At 71.3% G+C, this 19,531-nt stretch carries 9 protein-coding genes and 5 pseudogenes; 8 read left to right on the top strand and 6 right to left on the bottom strand.

Annotated elements, in window-relative coordinates; genetic code table 11:
• Window positions 1-95 precede the first annotated feature (95 nt).
• Window positions 96-2,392, top strand: a pseudogene (locus IPG72_02985) (AAA family ATPase).
• 116 nt (window positions 2,393-2,508) lie between these two features.
• Here the strand turns inward: IPG72_02985 and yndJ are convergent.
• From yndJ to IPG72_02965, 4 genes and pseudogenes are all read right to left on the bottom strand, one after another.
• Window positions 2,509-3,117: a YndJ family transporter gene (yndJ, locus tag IPG72_02980; GenBank protein ID MBK6767992.1), complete on the bottom strand. Its 609-nt coding sequence runs from the start codon at window positions 3,115-3,117 to the stop codon at window positions 2,509-2,511.
• A 454-nt stretch (window positions 3,118-3,571) separates the two neighbouring features.
• Window positions 3,572-4,108: pseudogene (locus IPG72_02975) on the bottom strand (DUF1990 domain-containing protein).
• Window positions 4,109-4,209: 101 nt separating this feature from the next.
• Window positions 4,210-5,849 (bottom strand): annotated as a pseudogene (locus tag IPG72_02970) (thiol oxidoreductase).
• Window positions 5,734-7,020 carry an iron-regulated protein gene (locus IPG72_02965; protein MBK6767991.1) on the bottom strand — a complete coding sequence of 429 codons (1,287 nt, stop codon included), beginning with the start codon at window positions 7,018-7,020 and terminating at the stop codon, window positions 5,734-5,736. The pseudogene IPG72_02970 and the gene IPG72_02965 overlap by 116 nt, the downstream one beginning before the upstream one ends.
• Window positions 7,021-7,290: 270 nt before the next feature.
• On the opposite strand from IPG72_02965, the pseudogene IPG72_02960 reads away from it, so the two are divergent.
• Window positions 7,291-7,710, top strand: a pseudogene (locus tag IPG72_02960) (DUF45 domain-containing protein).
• A complete protein-coding gene (locus IPG72_02955) occupies window positions 7,658-8,050 on the top strand; it encodes a M48 family metallopeptidase (protein MBK6767990.1) in 393 nt (130 codons plus the stop codon). The pseudogene IPG72_02960 and the gene IPG72_02955 overlap by 53 nt, the downstream one beginning before the upstream one ends.
• Window positions 8,051-8,093: 43 nt before the next feature.
• Here the strand turns inward: IPG72_02955 and IPG72_02950 are convergent.
• Window positions 8,094-9,753: pseudogene (locus IPG72_02950) on the bottom strand (acyl-CoA carboxylase subunit beta).
• The gene (locus IPG72_02945; GenBank protein MBK6767989.1) at window positions 9,662-10,816 is read right to left on the bottom strand and encodes an acyl-CoA dehydrogenase family protein; all 1,155 of its coding nucleotides are present in this window, start codon (window positions 10,814-10,816) and stop codon (window positions 9,662-9,664) included. Before IPG72_02945 ends, IPG72_02950 begins: the two are co-directional and overlap by 92 nt.
• A gap of 245 nt (window positions 10,817-11,061) precedes the next feature.
• Here IPG72_02945 and mgtA point away from each other — a divergent pair, with 245 nt between their 5' ends.
• The 5 genes from mgtA (at window position 11,062) to rny (ending at window position 19,390) form a co-directional block, all read left to right on the top strand.
• Complete coding sequence (gene mgtA / locus IPG72_02940) at window positions 11,062-13,689, top strand: magnesium-translocating P-type ATPase (GenBank protein ID MBK6767988.1); 2,628 nt, start codon at window positions 11,062-11,064, stop codon at window positions 13,687-13,689.
• A gap of 139 nt (window positions 13,690-13,828) precedes the next feature.
• Window positions 13,829-15,637: a VanW family protein gene (locus IPG72_02935; protein MBK6767987.1), complete on the top strand. Its 1,809-nt coding sequence runs from the start codon at window positions 13,829-13,831 to the stop codon at window positions 15,635-15,637.
• A 169-nt stretch (window positions 15,638-15,806) separates the two neighbouring features.
• On the top strand, window positions 15,807-16,937 hold the full coding sequence (gene recA / locus IPG72_02930) for a recombinase RecA (GenBank protein ID MBK6767986.1): 1,131 nt from the start codon (window positions 15,807-15,809) through the stop codon (window positions 16,935-16,937).
• 107 nt (window positions 16,938-17,044) lie between these two features.
• Window positions 17,045-17,740, top strand: coding sequence for a RecX family transcriptional regulator (locus IPG72_02925; protein ID MBK6767985.1), 696 nt, complete (start codon window positions 17,045-17,047; stop codon window positions 17,738-17,740).
• 120 nt (window positions 17,741-17,860) lie between these two features.
• Window positions 17,861-19,390: a ribonuclease Y gene (gene rny, locus IPG72_02920; GenBank protein MBK6767984.1), complete on the top strand. Its 1,530-nt coding sequence runs from the start codon at window positions 17,861-17,863 to the stop codon at window positions 19,388-19,390.
• Window positions 19,391-19,531 lie beyond the last annotated feature (141 nt).

The raw sequence follows: 19,531 nt of genomic DNA, 5'->3' as shown, positions 1-19,531 counted from the left end.
CCAACCCGCCCCGTGCGTAACGTCGGCCCCCCGCCGGCGAACGATCGTCGGCGCGACGCCCTATCGCGGAGGCCGTGGAACCGTTGTCAGAAGATGTGGGTGACCTGAACGCCGAGCTCGCCGCCGAGCAGTCCGTCCTCGACACGTTGTATGCGCGCCTCGACGAAGTGCGCGGCGAAGCGCAGGAGCGCTTGACGGCGGCACTGCGCGCCGACACCGTCGGCAGCCCGCAGGCTCTGTCCGAACGCGACGCCCGCGTGATCCACCACGAGCAGCAGCTGCTGGCCCTCGGCGGCGTCGACGAACGGCTGTGCTTCGGCCGGCTGGATCTGCGCGATGGGAGCCGCCTCTACATCGGCCGCGTCGGGCTGGCCGACGCGGCGAACGAGCCGCTCCTGGTGGATTGGCGCACCCCGATCGCGGCGGCCTTCTACCAGGCGACGGCCGTGGCACCGGGCGAGGTCGTCCGCCGCCGCCACCTCACGACCCGCGGCCGAGCGGTCGTGGCGGTCGAAGACGAGGTCCTGGACTTCGACGCCCTCGACGCGGCCGAGCGACGCCACCTCGTGGGCGAGGGCGCCCTGATGGTCGCCGTCGAGGCGCCGCGAACCGGCCGCATGGGCGACATCGTGGCGACGATCCAGGGCGAACAGGACAGGATCGTGCGGGACGGGATCCGCGGCGTGCTCGTCGTCCAGGGGGGGCCGGGCACCGGCAAGACCGTCGTGGCGCTGCACCGGACGGCCTATCTGCTCTACACGCACCGCGCCGCCCTGGCGAACAGCGGCGTGCTGCTCATCGGCCCGAGCGCGGTCTTCCTGCGCTACATCGAGCGCGTGCTGCCGTCGCTGGGCGAGACGGGCGTGGTCATGCGGACGCCCGGCACGTTGTTCCCGGGGGTACGGGCGGAGCACGAGGACGCGCCGGCGGTCGCCCGGATCAAGGGCGATCCGGTCATGGTCGACGTCCTCACGCGCGCGATCCGCGATTGGCAGCGGGTGCCGTCCGAGCCGGTCGTCCTGAACGTCGAGGGCAAGGGCCTCACCGTGCCGCCGGACGCATTTCGCGAGGCCCGCAAGAAGGCCCGCGCGACGGAGCAGCCCCACAACGCGGCCCGGACGGTGTTCGTGCGCCAGATCTACAGCCAGCTGGCCCGCCTGTTGGCCGGTCCGATGAACCCCGGCGAGCGCCTCGATGCCGAAACGCGCGCCGACCTGCTGGAAGACCTCCTGGCGAGCGAGGACGTCCGCGAGGCGGTCAGCGCCGCTTGGCCGCTGTTGACGGCCGAGGAGGTCCTGGCGGGTCTGTACGCGGACCCGGCGCGGCTGGAGAAGGCCGCCAAGCACCTGTCCGGCCCGGATCGCGCCCTCCTTCGCCGCAGCACCGAGGACGCGCACCGCTGGACGGTGGCCGACGTCCCGCTCCTGGACGAGGCGGCCGAGATCCTGGCACGGCCGACGCGCCCGAGAAGCTGGCGGCACGCAACGCGGCCGCCCGCCGCGCCGCCGATGTCGAGTACGCGCGCGACGTTCTCAGCGAATCGGGCGGCTACGCCGCGGCGCTCGTCTCGGCCGAGACGCTCGCCGACCGCTTCGGCGATGGCGGTCCGACAGGCACGGTGGCCGAGAGAGCGCGCGTCAACCGCCGCTGGGACTTCGGCCACGTCGTGGTCGACGAGGCGCAGGAGCTGTCGCCGATGGCTTGGCGGCTGGTGATGCGCCGCTGTCGGGCGCGCTCGCTCACCCTCGTCGGCGACATCGCGCAGGCCGGCTCGGCGGCCAGCGCCGGCTCGTGGGCGGAGGCGCTCGCGCCGCACGTCGGCGACAGGTGGCGGATGTCCGAGCTGACGATCAACTACCGCACGCCCGGCAAGGTGATGGACGCCGCCGCCGCCGTGCTGCGCGCGGCGGGCGTGGCCGTGAATCCGCCGACGTCCGTGCGGGCCGGCGAGGCTCCGGTGTTCGTTCGATTGCGGCCCGACGAGCCCGACCGGGTCGGCGCGGTCGTCGACGTCGTTCGCGCGGAGGCGGCGGCACTCGGCGATCGGCGGATGGCGGTCATCGTGCCGCGGGCGGGCGAGGGGGGGGCGGACGCATCGGGTGCGGGCGAATGGGCCGTCGGCCCGCTGGCCGATGCGATCGCGGCCGCCCTGCCGGGCACCGTCGTCGGCCGCGGCGATTCGGCGCTCGACGCGACGGTGGCCGTTCTCGACCCGCTGCAGTGCAAGGGGCTGGAGGTCGATGTCGTCGTGTTGATCGAGCCGGCCGATCTCGTCGACGCCTCGGCGCGGGGCGTGAGCGATCTGTACGTGGCGTTGACGCGGCCGACGTACCGGCTGGTGGTGGTGCATGGGCGGGGGTTGCCGGAGGGGTTGGGGGAGGCTGCGGCCTAAGGCCCTTCATCCGACGGCCTAAGGCCCTCTCCCCCCGACCCCCTCCCCCAAGTCTGGGGAGGGGAGGATGCTTGGCGTGGGGGAAGGGACGCTTGGGAGGCGGCGGCATCGGGGGATCAACCCACCGGCGGCTGCGTCGCCGGATCCAGCCAGCACGCGATGAGCCCGCACGTCGCCACCCCGAACGCGTTGCCGAGGCCGTGCCACACGGCCATCTGCGGGATCGTCGGCGCCCACGGCAGCCAGCCGCGCAGGGCGTAGACGAGCGCGAGGGCCATCGTGGCGATGAGCGTGAGGCCGACGACGGCGCGCAGGGCGACGACGCGCATGGGCGCTTCGAGGTTGCGCGGGCCGAACGCGAGGCCCAGGTGCACGGCGGCGACGAGGAGGGCGCCGGCGATCATCGGCAGGGCGAGGAGGGCTTCGACGACGTGCGGCGCGCCGAGCTGGGTGGCGGTGATGCCGATGGCGGTCGACGGGACGCCGAGCAGGGCGACGACGGCGGCGGCGTTGGCCAGGCGGGAGGGGTAGGCGCGGGCGAGCGTGGCGGCGATGACGGGGAGAATGAAGCCGGCGAAGTGGAAGTGGACGGCGGTGAGGCGGACGATGAGGGGGGGCGTGTTTGGCGAACCATGCGACGATACCGACCAGCACCAGTCCGAACGATCCTGAGACAGCGGTCGGGCCGCCCATCCGCGCCACCGAACCGTAAATGGCCCAGCCAAATATGCCGATCACCGGCAGGGTCAGGACCGCCTTCGCCATCAGGGCTCGATCGTCGTCGGGTCCGAGCAGCTGACCTACTGCCAGCGGGAGAGCTCCGACGAGGCTGAAGAACAGCCCGACAGGGATCAGCATCGCCACGACAAGGTCGGTATCGACGAAGCCGGGAGAATCGATGCCCCAGCGGGACATCACGGCGAGGTCCACCAGCCACATGAACCCGACTAACCCGGGCAAGCCCACACCCATCATCACGAGGCCCGGTACGATGCGCTGTGGGTCGAACGCATGTGCATGTCGGCTGACCATGGCCTGGCCCGCGGCCCCGGCCGTGTCACCTCCATCGATCGTCGCCCGGCCCATGACCACCCCCACCACCGCCCGCATCCGCCGCACCGACGCCGGCCCGAACCGCCGCTGCAGCCACCGCGTCATCGGCCCGCCGAGGCGCGCGAGGATGTGGTGCGGGTGCGAAAACGCCAGGACGTCGTACCAGACGCTGCCGTCCGACAGCACTTCGACCATGAAGCGTTCCTCGCCCCGCTCCGCGTGCGCCTCCATCGTGCCGTACGCGAACGCGGTGCGGCGGCCGCCGTCGGCGGTGGCGACGTCGTCGTCGACGTAGACGATGCGCCAGGCGTTGACCCACACCATGCCGAAGGCACGGACGATCATCGCGCCGCGCGTGGAGGGTTCCGGCTTGGGTGTCGTCGTGACGGGCCAGACCCAGCCGATGTCGAGCGGGGCGAACGTCATCAGCGCTGCTTGGGCCGCGCGATAGACCGCCTCGCCGTCGCCGAGGTGGACACGGCGGTGGTCGACGTTCCAGCCGGCGGGGACGCCGAGTGGGGGGCGGCCGTCCGTCGGGGCGTCGCGGGTGGCGCCGGCGGCGGGGTAGGGGGGCGGGGTGTCGGGCTGGGCGATCAGCCAGGCGCGGACGTCGTCGGGGGCGGGGGCGGTGAGGCGGATCTGGGGGGCGGGCATCAGGGGCATCCTCGACGGTGTCGAATGGCGTTGCCGATCGTTCCTGTCTCGCGTTGCGGCGCGATGTTACCGCCGCCCCCACGGATCGCGCGACCGCGCGGCTCCGACGCCTACCGCGACGCCACGAACGCCACGAGCGCGTCCCGCTCATCCCGCGCCATCCCCCGAAACCGCTCCCTCGCCCCCTCCGCCTCCCCCCCATGCCACAACACCGCCTCCGCGATCCCCCGCGCCCGCCCGTCATGCAGCAGCCGGTCGTGGCCGTTGACCGCCGGGATCAGTCCGACGCCCCACAGCGGCGCCGTTCGCCACTCCGTGCCGGTGGCACCTGCTCGGGGCGATCGTCGGCGAGCCCCGCGCCCATGTCGTGCAGAAGCAGGTCCGTGTACGGCGCGAACGGCTGGTCGGCGAGCGCATCGACGGCCACGGTGGATCGCGGGCCGGTGCGCATCGACGGGACATGGCAGGCGTCGCAGCGGGCGGTGGCGAACAGCGCGGCACCCAGCGCCACCTCGGGATCGTCGACGTCGCGCGGGGCCGGCACCGCCAGCGTCTGATCGTACAGGACGATCCGCGCCAGCTTGGCGTCATCCACCTCGGGCGATCCCCCACCCGGCGCTGCGCGGCAGTCGACCTGCGCCGGCGGGCAGTTCGCGGCCGGATGAAGCGACGACGTGATGCCGATGTCGCCCAGGAACGCTGCCGCCGACTGCTGCTCGATCGTCGGCTGGCCGGCCTTCCAGCCGAAGCGGCCGAGGACCATGGCTCCGGTGCGTGCGTCGGGCACGCGGCTCGGACGGCCGCTGATCCCATCGCCGTCGCGGTCGTCGGGGTCGGCGCGGGCGACGAGGTCCGCTTCCGGCACGGCCTCGAGCAGGCCGAGGCCGAACGTGGCGGGCGCGGTGCGGGGGGAGATCGCCAGCGTCGCGGCGCCGCCTGCTTCGCCGACGACGTCGCCCAGCGGGCCGAAGGCGAGGTCGCGGAACGTGAAGCGCGGGCGGAGGAGCGTGTAGGCCGTTCCGTCGCCGTAGCGGCCATCGACCTCATCCCACGCGATTTCGATCGTCCCCTCGGGCGGCACCCCCAGGATCGCGTGGTCCTGCAGCTGGTCGCCGTACACCGGATGCGGCGCGTACGCGCCCCGTTCGTCGACCACGCTCAGGCGTACGAGCAACCCCACGCGATCCGGATAGTCCTCCGTCGCCGGCGCCCCGCGGCCGTCCTTGAAGTGGCAGCCGGCGCAGCTCGTGGCGTTGAACGTCGGGCCCAATCCGTCGCGGCCGGCGGTCGAGGACGGGGCGGTGACCCACGGATCGTTGAAGAACGCGTTGCCGACGAAGAAGGCGCGGCGTTCCGCGACGGTGAGACCGGGCAGGGGCTGCGAGAACGCGTTGACGGTCGCATCGTCGACGGTCACGGCGGCGTTGGGCAGCTGAGTTGGGTTGGGAGTCAGTGGCGAATCGTACGGCTTCGGCGCGGCAGGAGGCGCACATGCGGACAGCGACCAGCAAGTGGCGACGGTCAAGAGAATTGTGACAGCTCGTATTCCCCCAACCCATGATCCTCCCCCTCCCCCAAGTTTGGGGGAGGGGGTCGGGGGGTGAGGGCCGCAGGCCGTGGCGTGCTTGCCCCCGCTACGACCCACCGCCGCCCGCTTCCGCCAGCGTGGCGCCTGCCGCCGCCAACCGTGCGCCCAGCGCCTCGAGCGCCGACATCGCCGCCTCGACGGCCACCCGGCCGGGCGCGTCATCGGTCCCCTTGATGGCCACGTCAAAGGGCGCCGGGATCGCGGCGACGGCGGATCGCGCAGCGGCCAGCTGCGCGTCGAGCTCGTCGAACTGCGCCGGGTCGACGGCGGCGACGAGGTCGCCGAGGCCCGTGCCCTCGATCGCACCGTAGCTGCCCGTCCAGATGTTGGCGATGCCCTTGACGCCCGCGATGAAGTCCTTGTGGGTGTTGTCCGAGAAGCACGAGTGCTCGTCTTCCTGGTCTTGCGTTTCATAGGCCACGGCCATGCGCTCGCCGGACAGCTCGGTCCGGCTGAGCGCGGACATGCCCCCGATGAGCTTGGCAAGCGAGCCGTCGACATCCCGGACGAAGCCGGCGCGGTAGCCCGTCATCTCATCGGGATCCCAGGCGTCGACGACACGGCGGAGGTGCTGCGTGAGCAGGTCGGCCTCGAGGGCCAGCACCTGACGCCGGCGCTCGGCGTTAATGCCCTCGCCCATGATGTTAGTGCCGTCGCCCATGGTGTTGGTGCCGTCGCCCACGACGTAGTCGCTCACCGGCCGCTTGCCGGGTCCGTCGACGCTCAAGTCCTGGCCCCACAGCAGAAATTCGATCGCATGGAAGCCCGTGGCGATGTTCTTCTCGCCGCCGACCTCGTTCAGGTCGACGAGCAGTGCTGCGCCGATCTCCGGGTGCTTCATCACCGCGTTCACGATGCCCGCCTCGGGGTCGCCGTCGACGTAGTCGAGGTAGGCCTCGTCCAGGGGCCAGGCGTTGACGAGGCCCTCGACGCCCGTCTCGGCATCGTCGATCGGCCCGCCGTAGAAGCGAAAGGCCTCGGACTGGCCGTACACGTCGCGCGATGTCAGCCACGCCGTCTTGGCGGCAGCGAGGGTTGCATCCGTCGGGTCGGCCAGAAAGGCGTCGATCGCATCCTGCAGGTCGTCGGCCGTCCGCAGCGCATCGGCGTACGTGGCGTAGGCGATGTCGGCGTACGTCTCCACGACGGCCTGCCGCAGCCCGGCCGTGTCGGTGGACGCGGAGGGCGGCGGGGCGTCGGCCGCCGGGGTCGTGTTGGCGGACGACGGCGCGACGGCATCGGGCGACGGGGCAGCGGGGCCGCATGCGGCGGCGATCGCGGTCAGACAGGCAAGCGCGGCAGCCAGGGCGGCGGCGCTGGGGCGGACGGTCATGGGCGTTCCTCGCAAGACTGTGGCGCACGGCGGTGGGCCACCGGCGATTTACGATCATCGCGATGAGCGAATGTGGCTTGCAAGGATATCGTGTCGCGTTCTTCCCTTCTAGGCCCGCGCTTGACCGGCCGACGCATGCGGGGTGCGGTCGGGGTGCAAGCAGGTTGAACTCCGTCGCCATCGTTCACCGCGACGACCGGCATGCATGGCCGCCGGCCGCATCGCACGCTACAGTAGCCGCTCCGCCGCCCGCCCGAAGGCCGTCGCCCGTTGCCCAACCTCGTCATCGGCTCCGAAAGCATCCCGTGGGCACTGCGCATCAGCCCGCGCGCCAAGCGCCTGCGGATCATCGTCCGCCCCGGCGCGGTCGAAGTGGTGGCGCCGGTCGGCTGGCCGATGCACGGCCCGCGCGGCGTGTTGACGTTCGTCGAGGGCAAGCGGGAGTGGGTGCGCGCGGCCGTGCGCAGAGTGGGCGCGCTCGCGCCGGCAGCCGCGGCCGCGCCGCCGAGGTGCGACACCGGGGCGACGGTGGTCGTGCGGGGGGAAGGGCTGGTGCTCAGGATCGAACCGGCGGCCGTGAGAAAGGCGTCGGTTGTCGGGGAAGGCGAGGGAGCGCGCATCGCAGTGGCCGTGCCGCATGGCTTGGACGATGTGGCGCGCGAGGCGGCGGTGCGAACGGCGCTGGCGGCGTGGTTGCGCCGTCAGGCGCTCGACCATGCGCGCGGATTGGCCGCCGACTACGGCGCCCGGCTCCGGCCGCCTGCCATCCGACGTGCGGCTCACGAACGCGCAGCGGCGCTGGGGCTCGTGCAGCGCGGCGGGCGTCGTGCGGGTGCACTGGCGGTTGGTGCAGGCGCCGCCGCCGGCGTTCGCGTACGTCGTGGCGCACGAGATCGCCCATCTGGCGGTGCGGGACCACTCGCCGCGGTTCTGGGCGACGGTCGAGCGGATCATGCCCGGGCACGCCGTGGACCGGGCGGCGTTGAAGGCGTGGGAGCGGGCGAACGCGGGCGGGCATTCGATGCCGTAGGCCCGCCGTGGCCGCAACATCGCACACATGATTCGTCCCCGGCCTACAACGGAATGTTCCCGTGTTTCTTCGGCGGGTTCGTGTCGCGCTTGTTTTGCAGCATCTCGAGCGCGCTGATGATCCGCTGGCGGGTCTCGCGCGGCTCGATGATGTCGTCGATGTAGCCCCAGCTGGCGGCGACGTACGGATTGGCGAACTTGGCGCGGTAATCCGCCACGAGCTCGGCCTTGCGGGCGACGGGGTCCTCGGCCTCGGCCAGCTCGCGGCGGAAGATGATGCTCACGGCGCCGTCCGGTCCCATGACCGCGATCTCGGCGGTCGGCCAGGCGTAGTTGATGTCGCCGCGGAGGTGCTTGGAACTCATCACGTCGTACGCGCCGCCGTAGGCCTTGCGGGTGATCACGGTGATCTTCGGCACGGTCGCCTCGGCGTAGGCGTAGAGGAGCTTGGCGCCGTTGCGGATGATCCCGCCGTGCTCCTGTACGGTGCCGGGCATGAAGCCGGGCACGTCCTCGAACGTGATGAGCGGTACGTTGAAGCAGTCGCAGAAGCGCACGAAGCGCGCCGCCTTGATCGAGGCGTCGTTGTCGAGGACGCCGGCCAGGATCTTGGGCTGCTGGGCGACCAAGCCGACGGTGCGGCCGTTCATCCGCGCGAAGCCGACGAGGATGTTCGGCGCAAACGTGGCGTGGACCTCGAGGAACGCGCCGTCGTCGACGACGCGGCGGATCACGTCCCGCATGTCGTACGGCAGCTCGGGTGCGGGCGGTACGATCGTGTCGAGCGCCGCGTCCTGGCGGAGCGGATCGTCCTGCGTGGGCGAGAGGGGCGCATCGACCATGTTGTTTTGCGGCAGGTAGCTCAGCAGCTGGCGCAGGATCGCGATCGCCTCGCCCTCGCTGTCGGCGGCGAAGTGCGCGACGCCGCTCTTGCGGTTGTGGACGCCCGCGCCGCCCAGCTCCTCGAACGTCACGTCCTCGTGCGTCACGGTCTTCACGACCTCGGGGCCGGTCACGAACATGTAGCTCGTGTCCTTGACCATGATGACGAAGTCCGTGATCGCCGGCGAGTAGACGGCGCCGCCGGCGCACGGGCCCATGATGCAGCTCAGCTGCGGCACGACGCCCGACGCCTGGACGTTGCGCAGGAAGATATCGGCGTAGCCGCCGAGGCTGACGACGCCTTCCTGGATGCGGGCGCCGCCCGAGTCGTTCAGGCCGATGATCGGCGCGCCGTTCTTGAGCGCCATGTCCTGCAGCGCGACGATCTTGTCGGCGTGCGCCCGCCCGAGCGAGCCGCCCATGACCGTGAAATCCTGGCTGTAGGCGTAGACGAGCCGCCCGTTGATCGTCCCGTAACCGGTGACGACGCCGTCGCCGAGGAACCTTCTGCTTGTCGAGACCGAAGTCCGAGGAGCGGTGCGTGACGAACATCCCGAGCTCGTGGAAGCTGTTCTCGTCCAGCAGCAGGTCGAGCCGCTCGCGCGCCGTCAGCTTGCCGGCCTCGTGCTGCTTGTCGATCCGCGCCTGGCCGCCGCCGAGGCGGGCCGCGGCGCGGCGTTCGCGCAGCTCCCGCAGCGGGCCGCCGACATCGTCGGGGTGTCGGGTCACGTCAATCGGCCTGCGCGCGGCGGAGAAGCTCGCGCGAGATGACGAGGCGCTGGATCTCGCTGGTGCCCTCGTAGATCGTCGTGATGCGAGCATCCCGGAAGTGGCGCTCGACGGCGCACTCCTTGGAGTAGCCCATGCCGCCGTGGACCTGGATCGCCCGGTCCGTCACGAACTGGGCGGACTCCGAGGCGTACAGCTTGGCCATCGAGGCCTCGAGCGAGTGCTTCTCGCCGCGGTCCATCATCGCCGCCGCGCGGAGCGTCAACAACCGGGACGCCTCGATCCGGGCGTGCATGTCGGCCAGCATGAACTGGATGGCCTGATGATCCGCGATCGGCTTGCCGAAGGCGGAGCGGTCCTTGGCGTACTGGACGCTCAGCACGTACGCCGCCTGAGCGATGCCGATCGCCTGCGAGGCGATGCCGATGCGGCCCTTGTCCAGGATCGACATCGCGATCTTGAAGCCGCCGCCCTCGTCGCCCAGCCGGGCGTCGACGGGCACGCGACAGTCGTCGAACGTGAGCTCGCACGTCGCGCTGGCGCGGATGCCGAGCTTGGGCTCGGTCTTGCCGCGGCTGAAGCCGGGCAGAGTCGTGTCGACGAGCAGGCACATCGTCTGGTTGTGGCCACCCTTGGGGTCCTGGGTGCAGAACAGCAGGACGGTGTCGGCGACGGGGCCGCTCGTCACCCAGCTCTTGCGGCCGTTCACGACGTAGTGGTCGCCGTCGCGGACGGCCGTCGTCTTCATGTTGCCGGCGTCCGAGCCCGACTGCGGCTCCGTCAGGCTGTACGCGCCGATCTTCTGGCCGGACGCCAGCGGCTGGAGCCAGTCACGCTTCTGGTCGGGCGTGCCGAACTTCTCGAGGCCGTAGTTCACGAGCGAGTTCTGGACGCTCATGATCACGCCGTGGCTCGCGCACGCCTTGCTGATCTCGATCACGGCCAGGACGTAGCTCACCGCATCCGCCCCGACCCCGCCGTACGCTTCGTCCGTCGTCAACCCGAGCAGGCCGAGCTCCCCCATCTTCTTGACCGTGGCCATCGGAAACGCGCCGCTCTCGTCGATCGCGGCGGCCAGCGGGGCGATCTCACCCTGCGCGAAGTCCCGCGCCAGGTCGCGGATCATGCGCTGCGATTCGTTGAGGTCGAAGTCCATCGGCGTGGCCGTTCTGGGGCGATCGGGCGAAGAGCGGCGGGTCCCTCGGCAGGCGGGCGAAGGGCGCGGAATGGTACCGCGGCGGCAAACGGGGGGTCAACCGCCGATCGTGCGGCCGCGGAACCTCCGCGCCGGGCATGGCGCGTCCCGCGACCCATTGACCGCCGCCGGGGCCGTCCTATGATCTCCATGATCACGGACGTCGGCCCGGTCGACGCGCCGATCGCCGAGCCGGTGGAGGAAGAATGGACCGACGGGTTGCACGGCGCGCCGCCACCGCGCTTGCCGAGGGGTCCGCTGGCGGGCCGCCGCCGTGGTCCATCGACGCCGACGGCGCGCTCGCGGCGCTGGCGTCGACGCGCCGCGGGCTGACGGCCGCCGAAGCGGCCCTTCGGCTGGCGCGGCACGGCCCCAACGCGCTGCCCGCCGACCGCCCGCTGCAGGCGTGGCGCCTCCTGGCGCGTCAGTTCGCCAGCCCGCTCGTATTGCTGCTCGTCGCCGCCAGCGGGATCTCGTTCGCGCTGGGCGAGCACATCCAGACGACGATCATCGTCGTCATGGTGGCGCTCGGCGGCCTGCTGGCGTTCGTGCAGGAGTACCGCAGCGAGCGCGCCGTGCGGGCGCTCGGCGAGCGGCTGGTACACCACGCGACGGTGCGGCGCGACGGAGCGACGGCGCGCCTCGACGCCCGGGCGCTCGTGCTGGGCGATGTCGTCGAGCTCGTCCTTGGCTCGGTCGTGCCGGCCGACGTGCGGCTCATCGAAGTCGATGACCTGGAAATCGACGAGTCGACGCTGACCGGCGAGTCGCGGCCCGTCGCCAAGCGCGTCGATGCCCTTCCCGGGCCGTGCCCGATGCCGCAGGACCAGGCGAACGTGGCCTTCCACGGCACCGCGGTCGTCCGCGGCGCCGCCGCCGGCGTCGTGTTCGCCACAGGGGGCGCGACGGAGCTCGGCCGGACGGCGACGTTGCTCACGGCGCGTCGCGGTCCGACGAGCTTCGAACAGGGCATCGACCGCTTCGGCCGCTTCCTGTTGCAGGTGACGCTCGCGCTGACGGCCATCGTGTGCGTTGCGCTCGGCGTGCTGCACGGCGACTGGGCCGGCTCGCTGCTCTTCGCCCTGGCGCTGGCGGTCGGGATCGCGCCGGAGCTCCTGCCGGTCATCGTCACCGTCAACCTGGCCCATGGCGCGTTGGCCATGAGCCGGCGCCACGTCCTCGTGAAGCGGCTCGCGGCCATCGAGGACCTCGGCAACGCCGACATCCTCTGCACCGACAAGACCGGCACGCTCACGATGGGCCGGCAACGCGTGACGGGCGCCATCGACGCCGCGGGACGATCCGACGCCACGCCGCTGGCGTGGGCGCGCTTGTGCCTGGCGACCGGGAGCGATGGCGGCGCGACGAACCCGATCGACCAGGCGATCCTCGACGCTGCGCCGCCGGAAGGTCGCCCCGTTCCGGCCGCCCCATCGACCGACGGCGTCGAGCGGCTGGCGACCGTCGCGTTCGACTTCCATCGGCGACGGATGTCCGTCGTCGTTCGGCCGGCCGGCGCCGACGCGCGCTGGTTGATCGTGAAGGGCGCCGCGGCCGAGGTGCTGGCGGTCTGCCAGGATGTCGCCGTGCCCGACGAACCGACGACACGCACGCTTGATGGCGGCATGGCGGCCGAGCTGCGTACCCGCCACGCCGACCTCGAAGCGGCCGGCCACCAGGTCATCGCCGTCGCCCGCCGCGCCGTGCCGCCGCAGGAGGACTACGGCGCGGGCGACGAGCGCGACCTGTCGCTGATCGGGTTCGTCCTGATCGGCGATGCGCCCAAGGCGACGGCGCCGGAGGCCGTGGCGGCGCTCGGCCGACTCGGCGTCCGCGTCGTCGTGCTGACCGGCGACACCGCCGCCGTCGCCGACCACGTCTGCCGGCAGATCGGTCTCGTCGTCCGCGACATCGTCCCCGGGGAGACCGTGGACACCCTCGACGACGCCCAGCTGGCGCGGCGGGCCGAATCGGCCGACGTTTACGCGCGTGTCACGCCGGCGCAGAAGCTGCGCGTGATCGACGCGCTGCGCGCCGGCGGCCACACCGTGGCCTACATGGGCGACGGCGTGAACGATGCGCCGGCGCTGCGTGCGGCCGATGTCGGGATCTCGTTCGATACGGCCACCGAAGTGGCCCGCGAGGCGGCGAGCGTGATCCTGCTCGAGCGCGACCTCGGCGTCGTGGCGAACGGCATCCGCGAGGGTCGCCGGACGTTCGTCAACACCCGCACCTACCTCCTGGCCACGATCAGCTCGAACTTCGGGAACATGCTGACCGTCGCCGGCGCGGCGCTCCTCCTGCCGTTCATCCCGCTCCTGCCCGTGCACGTCCTGCTGCTCAACCTCGTGAGCGATCTGCCGATGCTGGCGATCGCGACCGACCGGGTGGCCGACGAGGACCTCGCCCGGCCGACCCGCTGGGACGTCGACCACATCGCCGGGGCGATGTACTTCTTCGGCACGATCTCGAGCATGGCCGACTACGCCACGTTCGCGCTCCTGCTGTGGGTCGTGCGGGCGGACATGGTCCTGTTCCGGACCGGCTGGTTCATCGAGTCGTTGTTGACCGAACTCGTCATCATCTTCCTCCTCCGCCGCTACGGTCCGAGCTGGCGCAGCCGTCCGAGCCGCGCGCTCGTCGCGGCGGCGCTGCTGACGCTCGGCCTGACGTGGCTGCTGTTCCGCTCCGCCCTGCTGCCGGCGCTCGGCCTGACGGTCCCGTCCGCGCGCCTCGTCGCCGCCATCGTCGTGGTGGTGGGCGGCTATGCCGTGTTGACCGAGGCCGGCAAGGTGGCGTTCCGACGCCTGCGGCCGAACGACCCGGGCCTGTGAAGGCGCCGCACCGCATGCCGCCGCCCGCCACCGGCCCGCAGCTTGCTCACCCGCCGATGCGCCGCTCCCGCGCTGCGCGATGCGCTACGATAGCTCGGCGGGCCGGCACGCCTCGCCCGTCATCCGCCAGGAGCCGCTGATGCCCGACGCGCCCACCAGCCACCGCCCCCAACGCACCGTCGACCCCGACGCCGTCGCCGCCGGCCGCCGCGCCGCGGTCCGCACCGTGGCCGTCGCTGCCGCGTCAGCCATGGCGGGCGTCGTCCTCATCGCCGCGGCGGTGCTGCGACCGCCGGGCGGCCGGATCGCACCGGGCGTGACGGCCGGCGGGATCGCCCTCGGCGGCCTGTCGCCCGACGAGGCGGCGGACCGCTTGGTGGCCGTCGCGCCGACCGGCGAGGTCTCGCTCACGCTGACGGACGTCGACACGGCGCGAACGTGGCAGCGAATGGCCTCGGAAGTGGGGTTGCAGGCCGACCCGTCGTGGCTGGCGGAGCAGGCATATGCCGTCGGTCGCGCGGGCGGCTGGCCGGATCGGGTGCGCGACGTCTGGCGTGCGCGCTTCGGGCCAGGCATCGACATCCCGCTCGGCACGTTCGATCCCGACGCCGCGCGGGCCGCGCTGGAGGGACTTGCGGACGCGTTCATCGTCGCGCCGCAAGCCGCCGACCTCCGGATCGGGCCGGACGGCCAGCTGGAGGAGCAGACATTCGTCACCGGCCGAACGCTCGACATCGACGCCAGCCTCGCCGCGCTGGCCGAGGCGGCACGGACGGGCGCCCGCGTGATCCCGCTCGTCGCCGGCCAGACGATGCCGCGCGTGTTCGACCTCAAGCCGGTCACGGACGCCTACAAGCTGATCATGTCGGGGCCGGTGATCCTGCGCTGGCGCGGCGGCCAGAGCTGGACGGCGTCGACGGCCGAACTCGCCAAGTGGGCCCGTGTCGAGGACCGGCCGAACGAGGCGGGCGACCCGGTGCCGACGATCGTCCTCGACAACACCGCTGTGACGGAGTGGCTCGCGCCGATCGCCGCGGTCGTCGCGTCGGCGCCCGAGCCCGCGCGCTTCGGCGTCGAGGCGAACCGCGTCATCCTTCGCCAGCCGGCCAAGCTGGGCTACGCCCTCGACGTGCCCGGCACGATCGAGCGGTTGATCGAGGCGGCGTACTCCGACGGCCGGACGAACGAGGTCGCCGTGACCGAGCAGCCGGCCGATTCGCTGGACGACGCGCTGGCCGCGCTCGAGCTCGCCGCGCCGCGGGTGAACGCCGCGACGAGCCTCACCGGGATGCCGGACGGGATGCGGACGAACGTGCGCGTGGCCGCCGCCAAGCTCGATGGGCTGGCGATCGAGCCCGGTGCGACCTTCAGCATGCTGGAGAACCTCGGTGCCGTATCGGCCGAGAGCGGCTACCAGATGCTCTTCATCGACCCGCTCGGCGTCGCCACCGACGGGCTCGGCGGCGGAGTGAACCACGTGGCCACGACGCTGTTCAGGCTGGCCGTGCTCGCCGGGCTGCCGATCGTCGAGCGCCACGCCCATCCGGTGCGGGTCGGCTGGCTCGAGCCGCCCGTCGGCCTGGACGCCACGGTCGGGCCCCCGGAGCGGGACCTGCGCTTCGCGAACGACACCGACGACGCCGTCATGATCGTCGCCCGGATCGATCCCGTGCGCGATGCGCTGCTCATGACGCTGTACAGCGCCGGCGAACGGCGCCAGGTCGTGCTCGGCGCACCGGACGTACGCGACGTGACCGCCGCCGCACCGCCCGTCGAGCGCGGTGCGGCCGGGCTGCCGGCGGGGACGCGCGCCCAGATCGGGTGGGCGCGCGAAGGGGCCGTCGTGCGCATTCAGCGTGTCGTGCAACTGCCGGACGGCGAGCGGCGCGATACGTTCGAAAGCCGGTACGCGCCGGCGGCGGACGTCTTCGTGGTCGCCCGCAACTGAGGAAGCGCACGATCGGCAAGTTCTTGCCAAAGGTCTTGACGCCGCCCCGCGGACCCGTATAATCCCCCTAGAACAAATGTCCACAGCGCAGACATGTTCCATTTCGTAGACCGCCGTCACGCGCACATCGAACAGCCAACCCACGTACAACCAGGAGGCATGGGACATCATGACCGACAGCGACCGCGACAAGGCCCTCGAGACCGCCCTCAACCTGATCAAGCGCCGCCACGGCGACGGCTCGATCATGACCCTCGGCGAAACGATCGGGCAGGCGATCGACGTCATCCCGACCGGCTCGCTCGCGCTCGATGCCGCGCTCGGCGTCGGCGGCGTACCGCGCGGGCGGATCGTCGAGATCTACGGCCCGGAGTCATCCGGCAAGACGACGATCTGCCAGCACATCATCGCCGAGGCTCAGCAGGCCGGGGGCCTCGCCGCGTTCATCGACGTCGAGCACGCGCTCGACCCGGCGTACGCGGCCAAGTGCGGCGTCGACATCGAGCGGCTCCTCATCAGCCAGCCCGACACCGGCGAGCAGGCGCTCGACATCACGGAAGCGCTCGTGCGCTCCGGCGCGCTGGACGTCATCGTCGTCGACTCCGTGGCGGCGCTCGTCCCGAAGGCCGAGATCGAGGGCGACATGGGCGACTCGCACGTCGGCCTTCAGGCGCGCCTGATGAGCCAGGCGCTGCGCAAGCTCACGGCGGCGATCAGCAAGTCGAACACCGTCGTCATCTTCACGAACCAGCTTCGCCAGAAGATCGGCGTGATGTTCGGCAGCCCCGAGACGACGACCGGGGGCATGGCGCTGAAGTTCTACGCCAGCGTCCGGCTCGACGTCCGGCGCATCGACTCTGTGAAGGCCGGCGGCGACGTCACGGGCAACCGGACGCGCGTGCGGGTGAAGAAGAACAAGGTCGCAGCGCCGTTCCGCGAGGCCGAGTTCGACATCATGTACCTTGAGGGCATCTCGCGGTCCGGCGACGTGCTGGACATGGCGGTGAACCACGAGATCGTCGAGAAGCGCGGCTCGTTCTATGTCTACGGCGAGGAGCGCATCGGTCAGGGCCGCGAGAACGTGAAGGAAGCGTTGGCCGCCAACCCCGCGCTGCTCCTGGACATCGAGAACCGCGTCCGGCTCGCGCTCGGGCTGCCGCTGCGCGGCCAAACGACGTCCGCACATGGGACCGCGGTCCCAGCAGGCGAGCCCAAGTCGCGCGGGCGCGGCAAGGCCGCTGCGTCTTCGCCGGCCGCGGAGACCGAGCAGACGACGATGGCTCAGGCATTCGCGGACTGAAGCGTTGCATGTCGGGGAGCGGGTGGCGGTGGACGGCTTGGCCGGCTGCATAGCCCACCCCCTCCCCGCTGCCCGCTCCAGCCAACCGCGCCCCTCCCCCGCCGCCCATGCCGCGCATTTCCCACCTCCAACTCCAGCGTCGACGCGAAGACCGCGTCAACGTGTTCTTCGGCGGCGAGTTCGCCTTCAGCCTTCTGCTCGACCTTGCGGTGCGGCTGAAGGTCGACCAGGACATCAGCGACGCCGAGATCGCGGCACTCCAGGCTGAAGACAGCTACCGGACAGGGTTGGACCGCGCGCTGCGCTGGATCGCCTTGCGGCCCCGCAGCCGCCTCGATGTCGAGCGCTACCTGGCGGACAAGGAAGTCCCGCCGGACGTCGCGCCGCGCGTCCTCGCGCGGCTCACGGAGCTCGAGTACCTGGACGATCGCGCGTTCGCGCAGTGGTGGGTGGACAGCCGCGCTGCGAAGCGGCCGCGCGGCCGACAGGTGCTGCGGCACGAGCTCTCGGCGCACGGCGTCGCGCCCGAGATCATCGCCGCGGTCACCGGTGACGTGGATGAGCCGAACGCCGCCGTCGCGCTGGCGCTGACGCAGGCGCGTCGGTACCGAACGGAGGATCGCGCCACGTTCAACCGACGCCTCGGGAGCTACCTGAGCCGGCGGGGGTTCGGCTACGGGGCGGTGCGGGAGGCATTGTCGGCCGCCTGGCAGGTGGTGTCGACCGACCGCACGGCGGACGACGATCAGGCAGCGGACGATGGCGAGTTCGGCGAACTCGGCTTCGGCGACTCGGACGGATGACCAGGGGCTCGGGACACCGCGGGAGCGGTCGACGGATGGCACTGGCTGTGCTATAGTCGACAGCTGACCGTGGATCGGTGCGTCTGCGCGTCGATCCTGATGAAGGGAACGCCCCCGAATATGGATCTAGTCCCCCTCCTCCTCAGTGGGATGGTGGGCCTGGTCATCGGAGCGGTTGTCGGTTATCTCGGGTACCGCGTAGCAGTCTCAGGCCGCATGGCCGCCGCGCAGCAAGCCTCCTCGGAGATCCTCGCCGAGGCCGAAGGCAAATCGCGCGAGATTCTGCTCGAGGCCAAAGACGAAGCGTTGGAGCTCCGCAATCAGACCGACAAAGATATCAGCCGCCGACGGCGAGAGTTGGACCAAGAGTTGGAACAGCTCAACCAGCGACGCGAGAAGCTGGATCGCCGCGTTGACCAGGTCGAGAACCGGGCCCGCAACTTAGACGAAAAAGAAAAGGAAATCGAGCAGCGGACGCAACGGCTGCAAGAACTCGAGGTCGAGCGCGATCAAGAGTTGTCCCGTGTTGCCCAGTTGACGCGTGACGAGGCGCGCCAAGAGCTGCTGGCCAAGGTGGCCGACGGCGCGCGCAACGACGTCGCGAAGGTGATTCGCGACATCGAGCAGGCAGCGCGTGAAGAGGGCGAGGAACGCGCGCGCGACATCATCATCACGTGTATCCAGCGCATGGCGTCGGATGTCGTGAACGATGTCGTGAGCAGCACGATCATCCTCCCGTCCGACGAACTCAAGGGCCGGATCATCGGCCGGCAGGGCCGCAACATCCGTGCCTTCGAGCAGGCCACCGGTGTCGACGTCATCGTCGACGACACGCCGGAGGCGGTGACGATCTCAAGCATGGACCCGGTGCGCCGCGAGGTGGCCCGTCGTTCGCTTGATGCGCTCATCGTCGACGGCCGGATCCACCCGGCGCGCATCGAGCAGATCGTGCACAAGGTTCGCGAGGACCTCGACAAGCAGATGGTCCAGTTCGGCGAGGAAGCGGCGTTCGAGGCCGGCGTGCCGCGGCTCAACAAGGAACTGGCGCGCTATCTCGGGCGCCTCAAGTTCCGCACAAGCTACGGCCAGAACGTCCTCAACCACTCGATCGAGGTTGCCCATCTGGCGGCGATGCTCGCGGCCGAAGTCGGGGCCGACGTCCAGCTGGCGCGCACCGGCGGGTTGCTGCACGACATCGGCAAGGGTCTGACGCACGAGGTCGAAGGGCCGCATGCGCTGATCGGTGCCGACCTGGCGGCAAAGTACGGCATGCCGCGCAACGTCGTCAACGCCATCGGTGCGCATCACCACGAGATGGAGCAGGAGACGCTTGAGGCGATGCTCGTCGAGGCGGCGGACGCGATCAGCGGCGCCCGACCCGGCGCGCGGCGCGAGTCGCTCGAGCTCTACATCAAGCGGATCAAGTCGCTCGAGAACATCGCCCTCGGCTTCGCGGGTGTGCAGGAGACGTACGCCATCCAAGCCGGGCGCGAGATTCGGATCCTGGTGCGGCCCGACGAGGTCGACGACCTGGCGGCGACGGAGTTGGCGCGTGACATCGCCCGGAAGGTGGAGGACACGCTCGAGTACCCGGGCCAGGTCAAGGTGACCGTCATCCGCGAGATGCGGGCGGTCGATTACGCAAAGTAGGCGCTGACGCTGCCGGCTCTTCGGACGTAACGTTCGCCGGGCCGGCAACGTCGGTGTCGTCGCGACAGCGGCATCCCGTTCACTCTCGAATCGCGCTGGCGCGCGACCCGATTCGGGACCTGGGCATGTGCTCCGGCTTCT

The sequence above is a fragment of the Candidatus Avedoeria danica genome (genome assembly GCA_016703025.1).
GTDB lineage: Bacteria > Chloroflexota > Anaerolineae > Epilineales > Epilineaceae > Avedoeria > Avedoeria danica.
The sequence above is the reverse complement of the archived record's forward strand: the minus strand, read 5'-3'. Positions and strand labels throughout refer to the sequence as shown.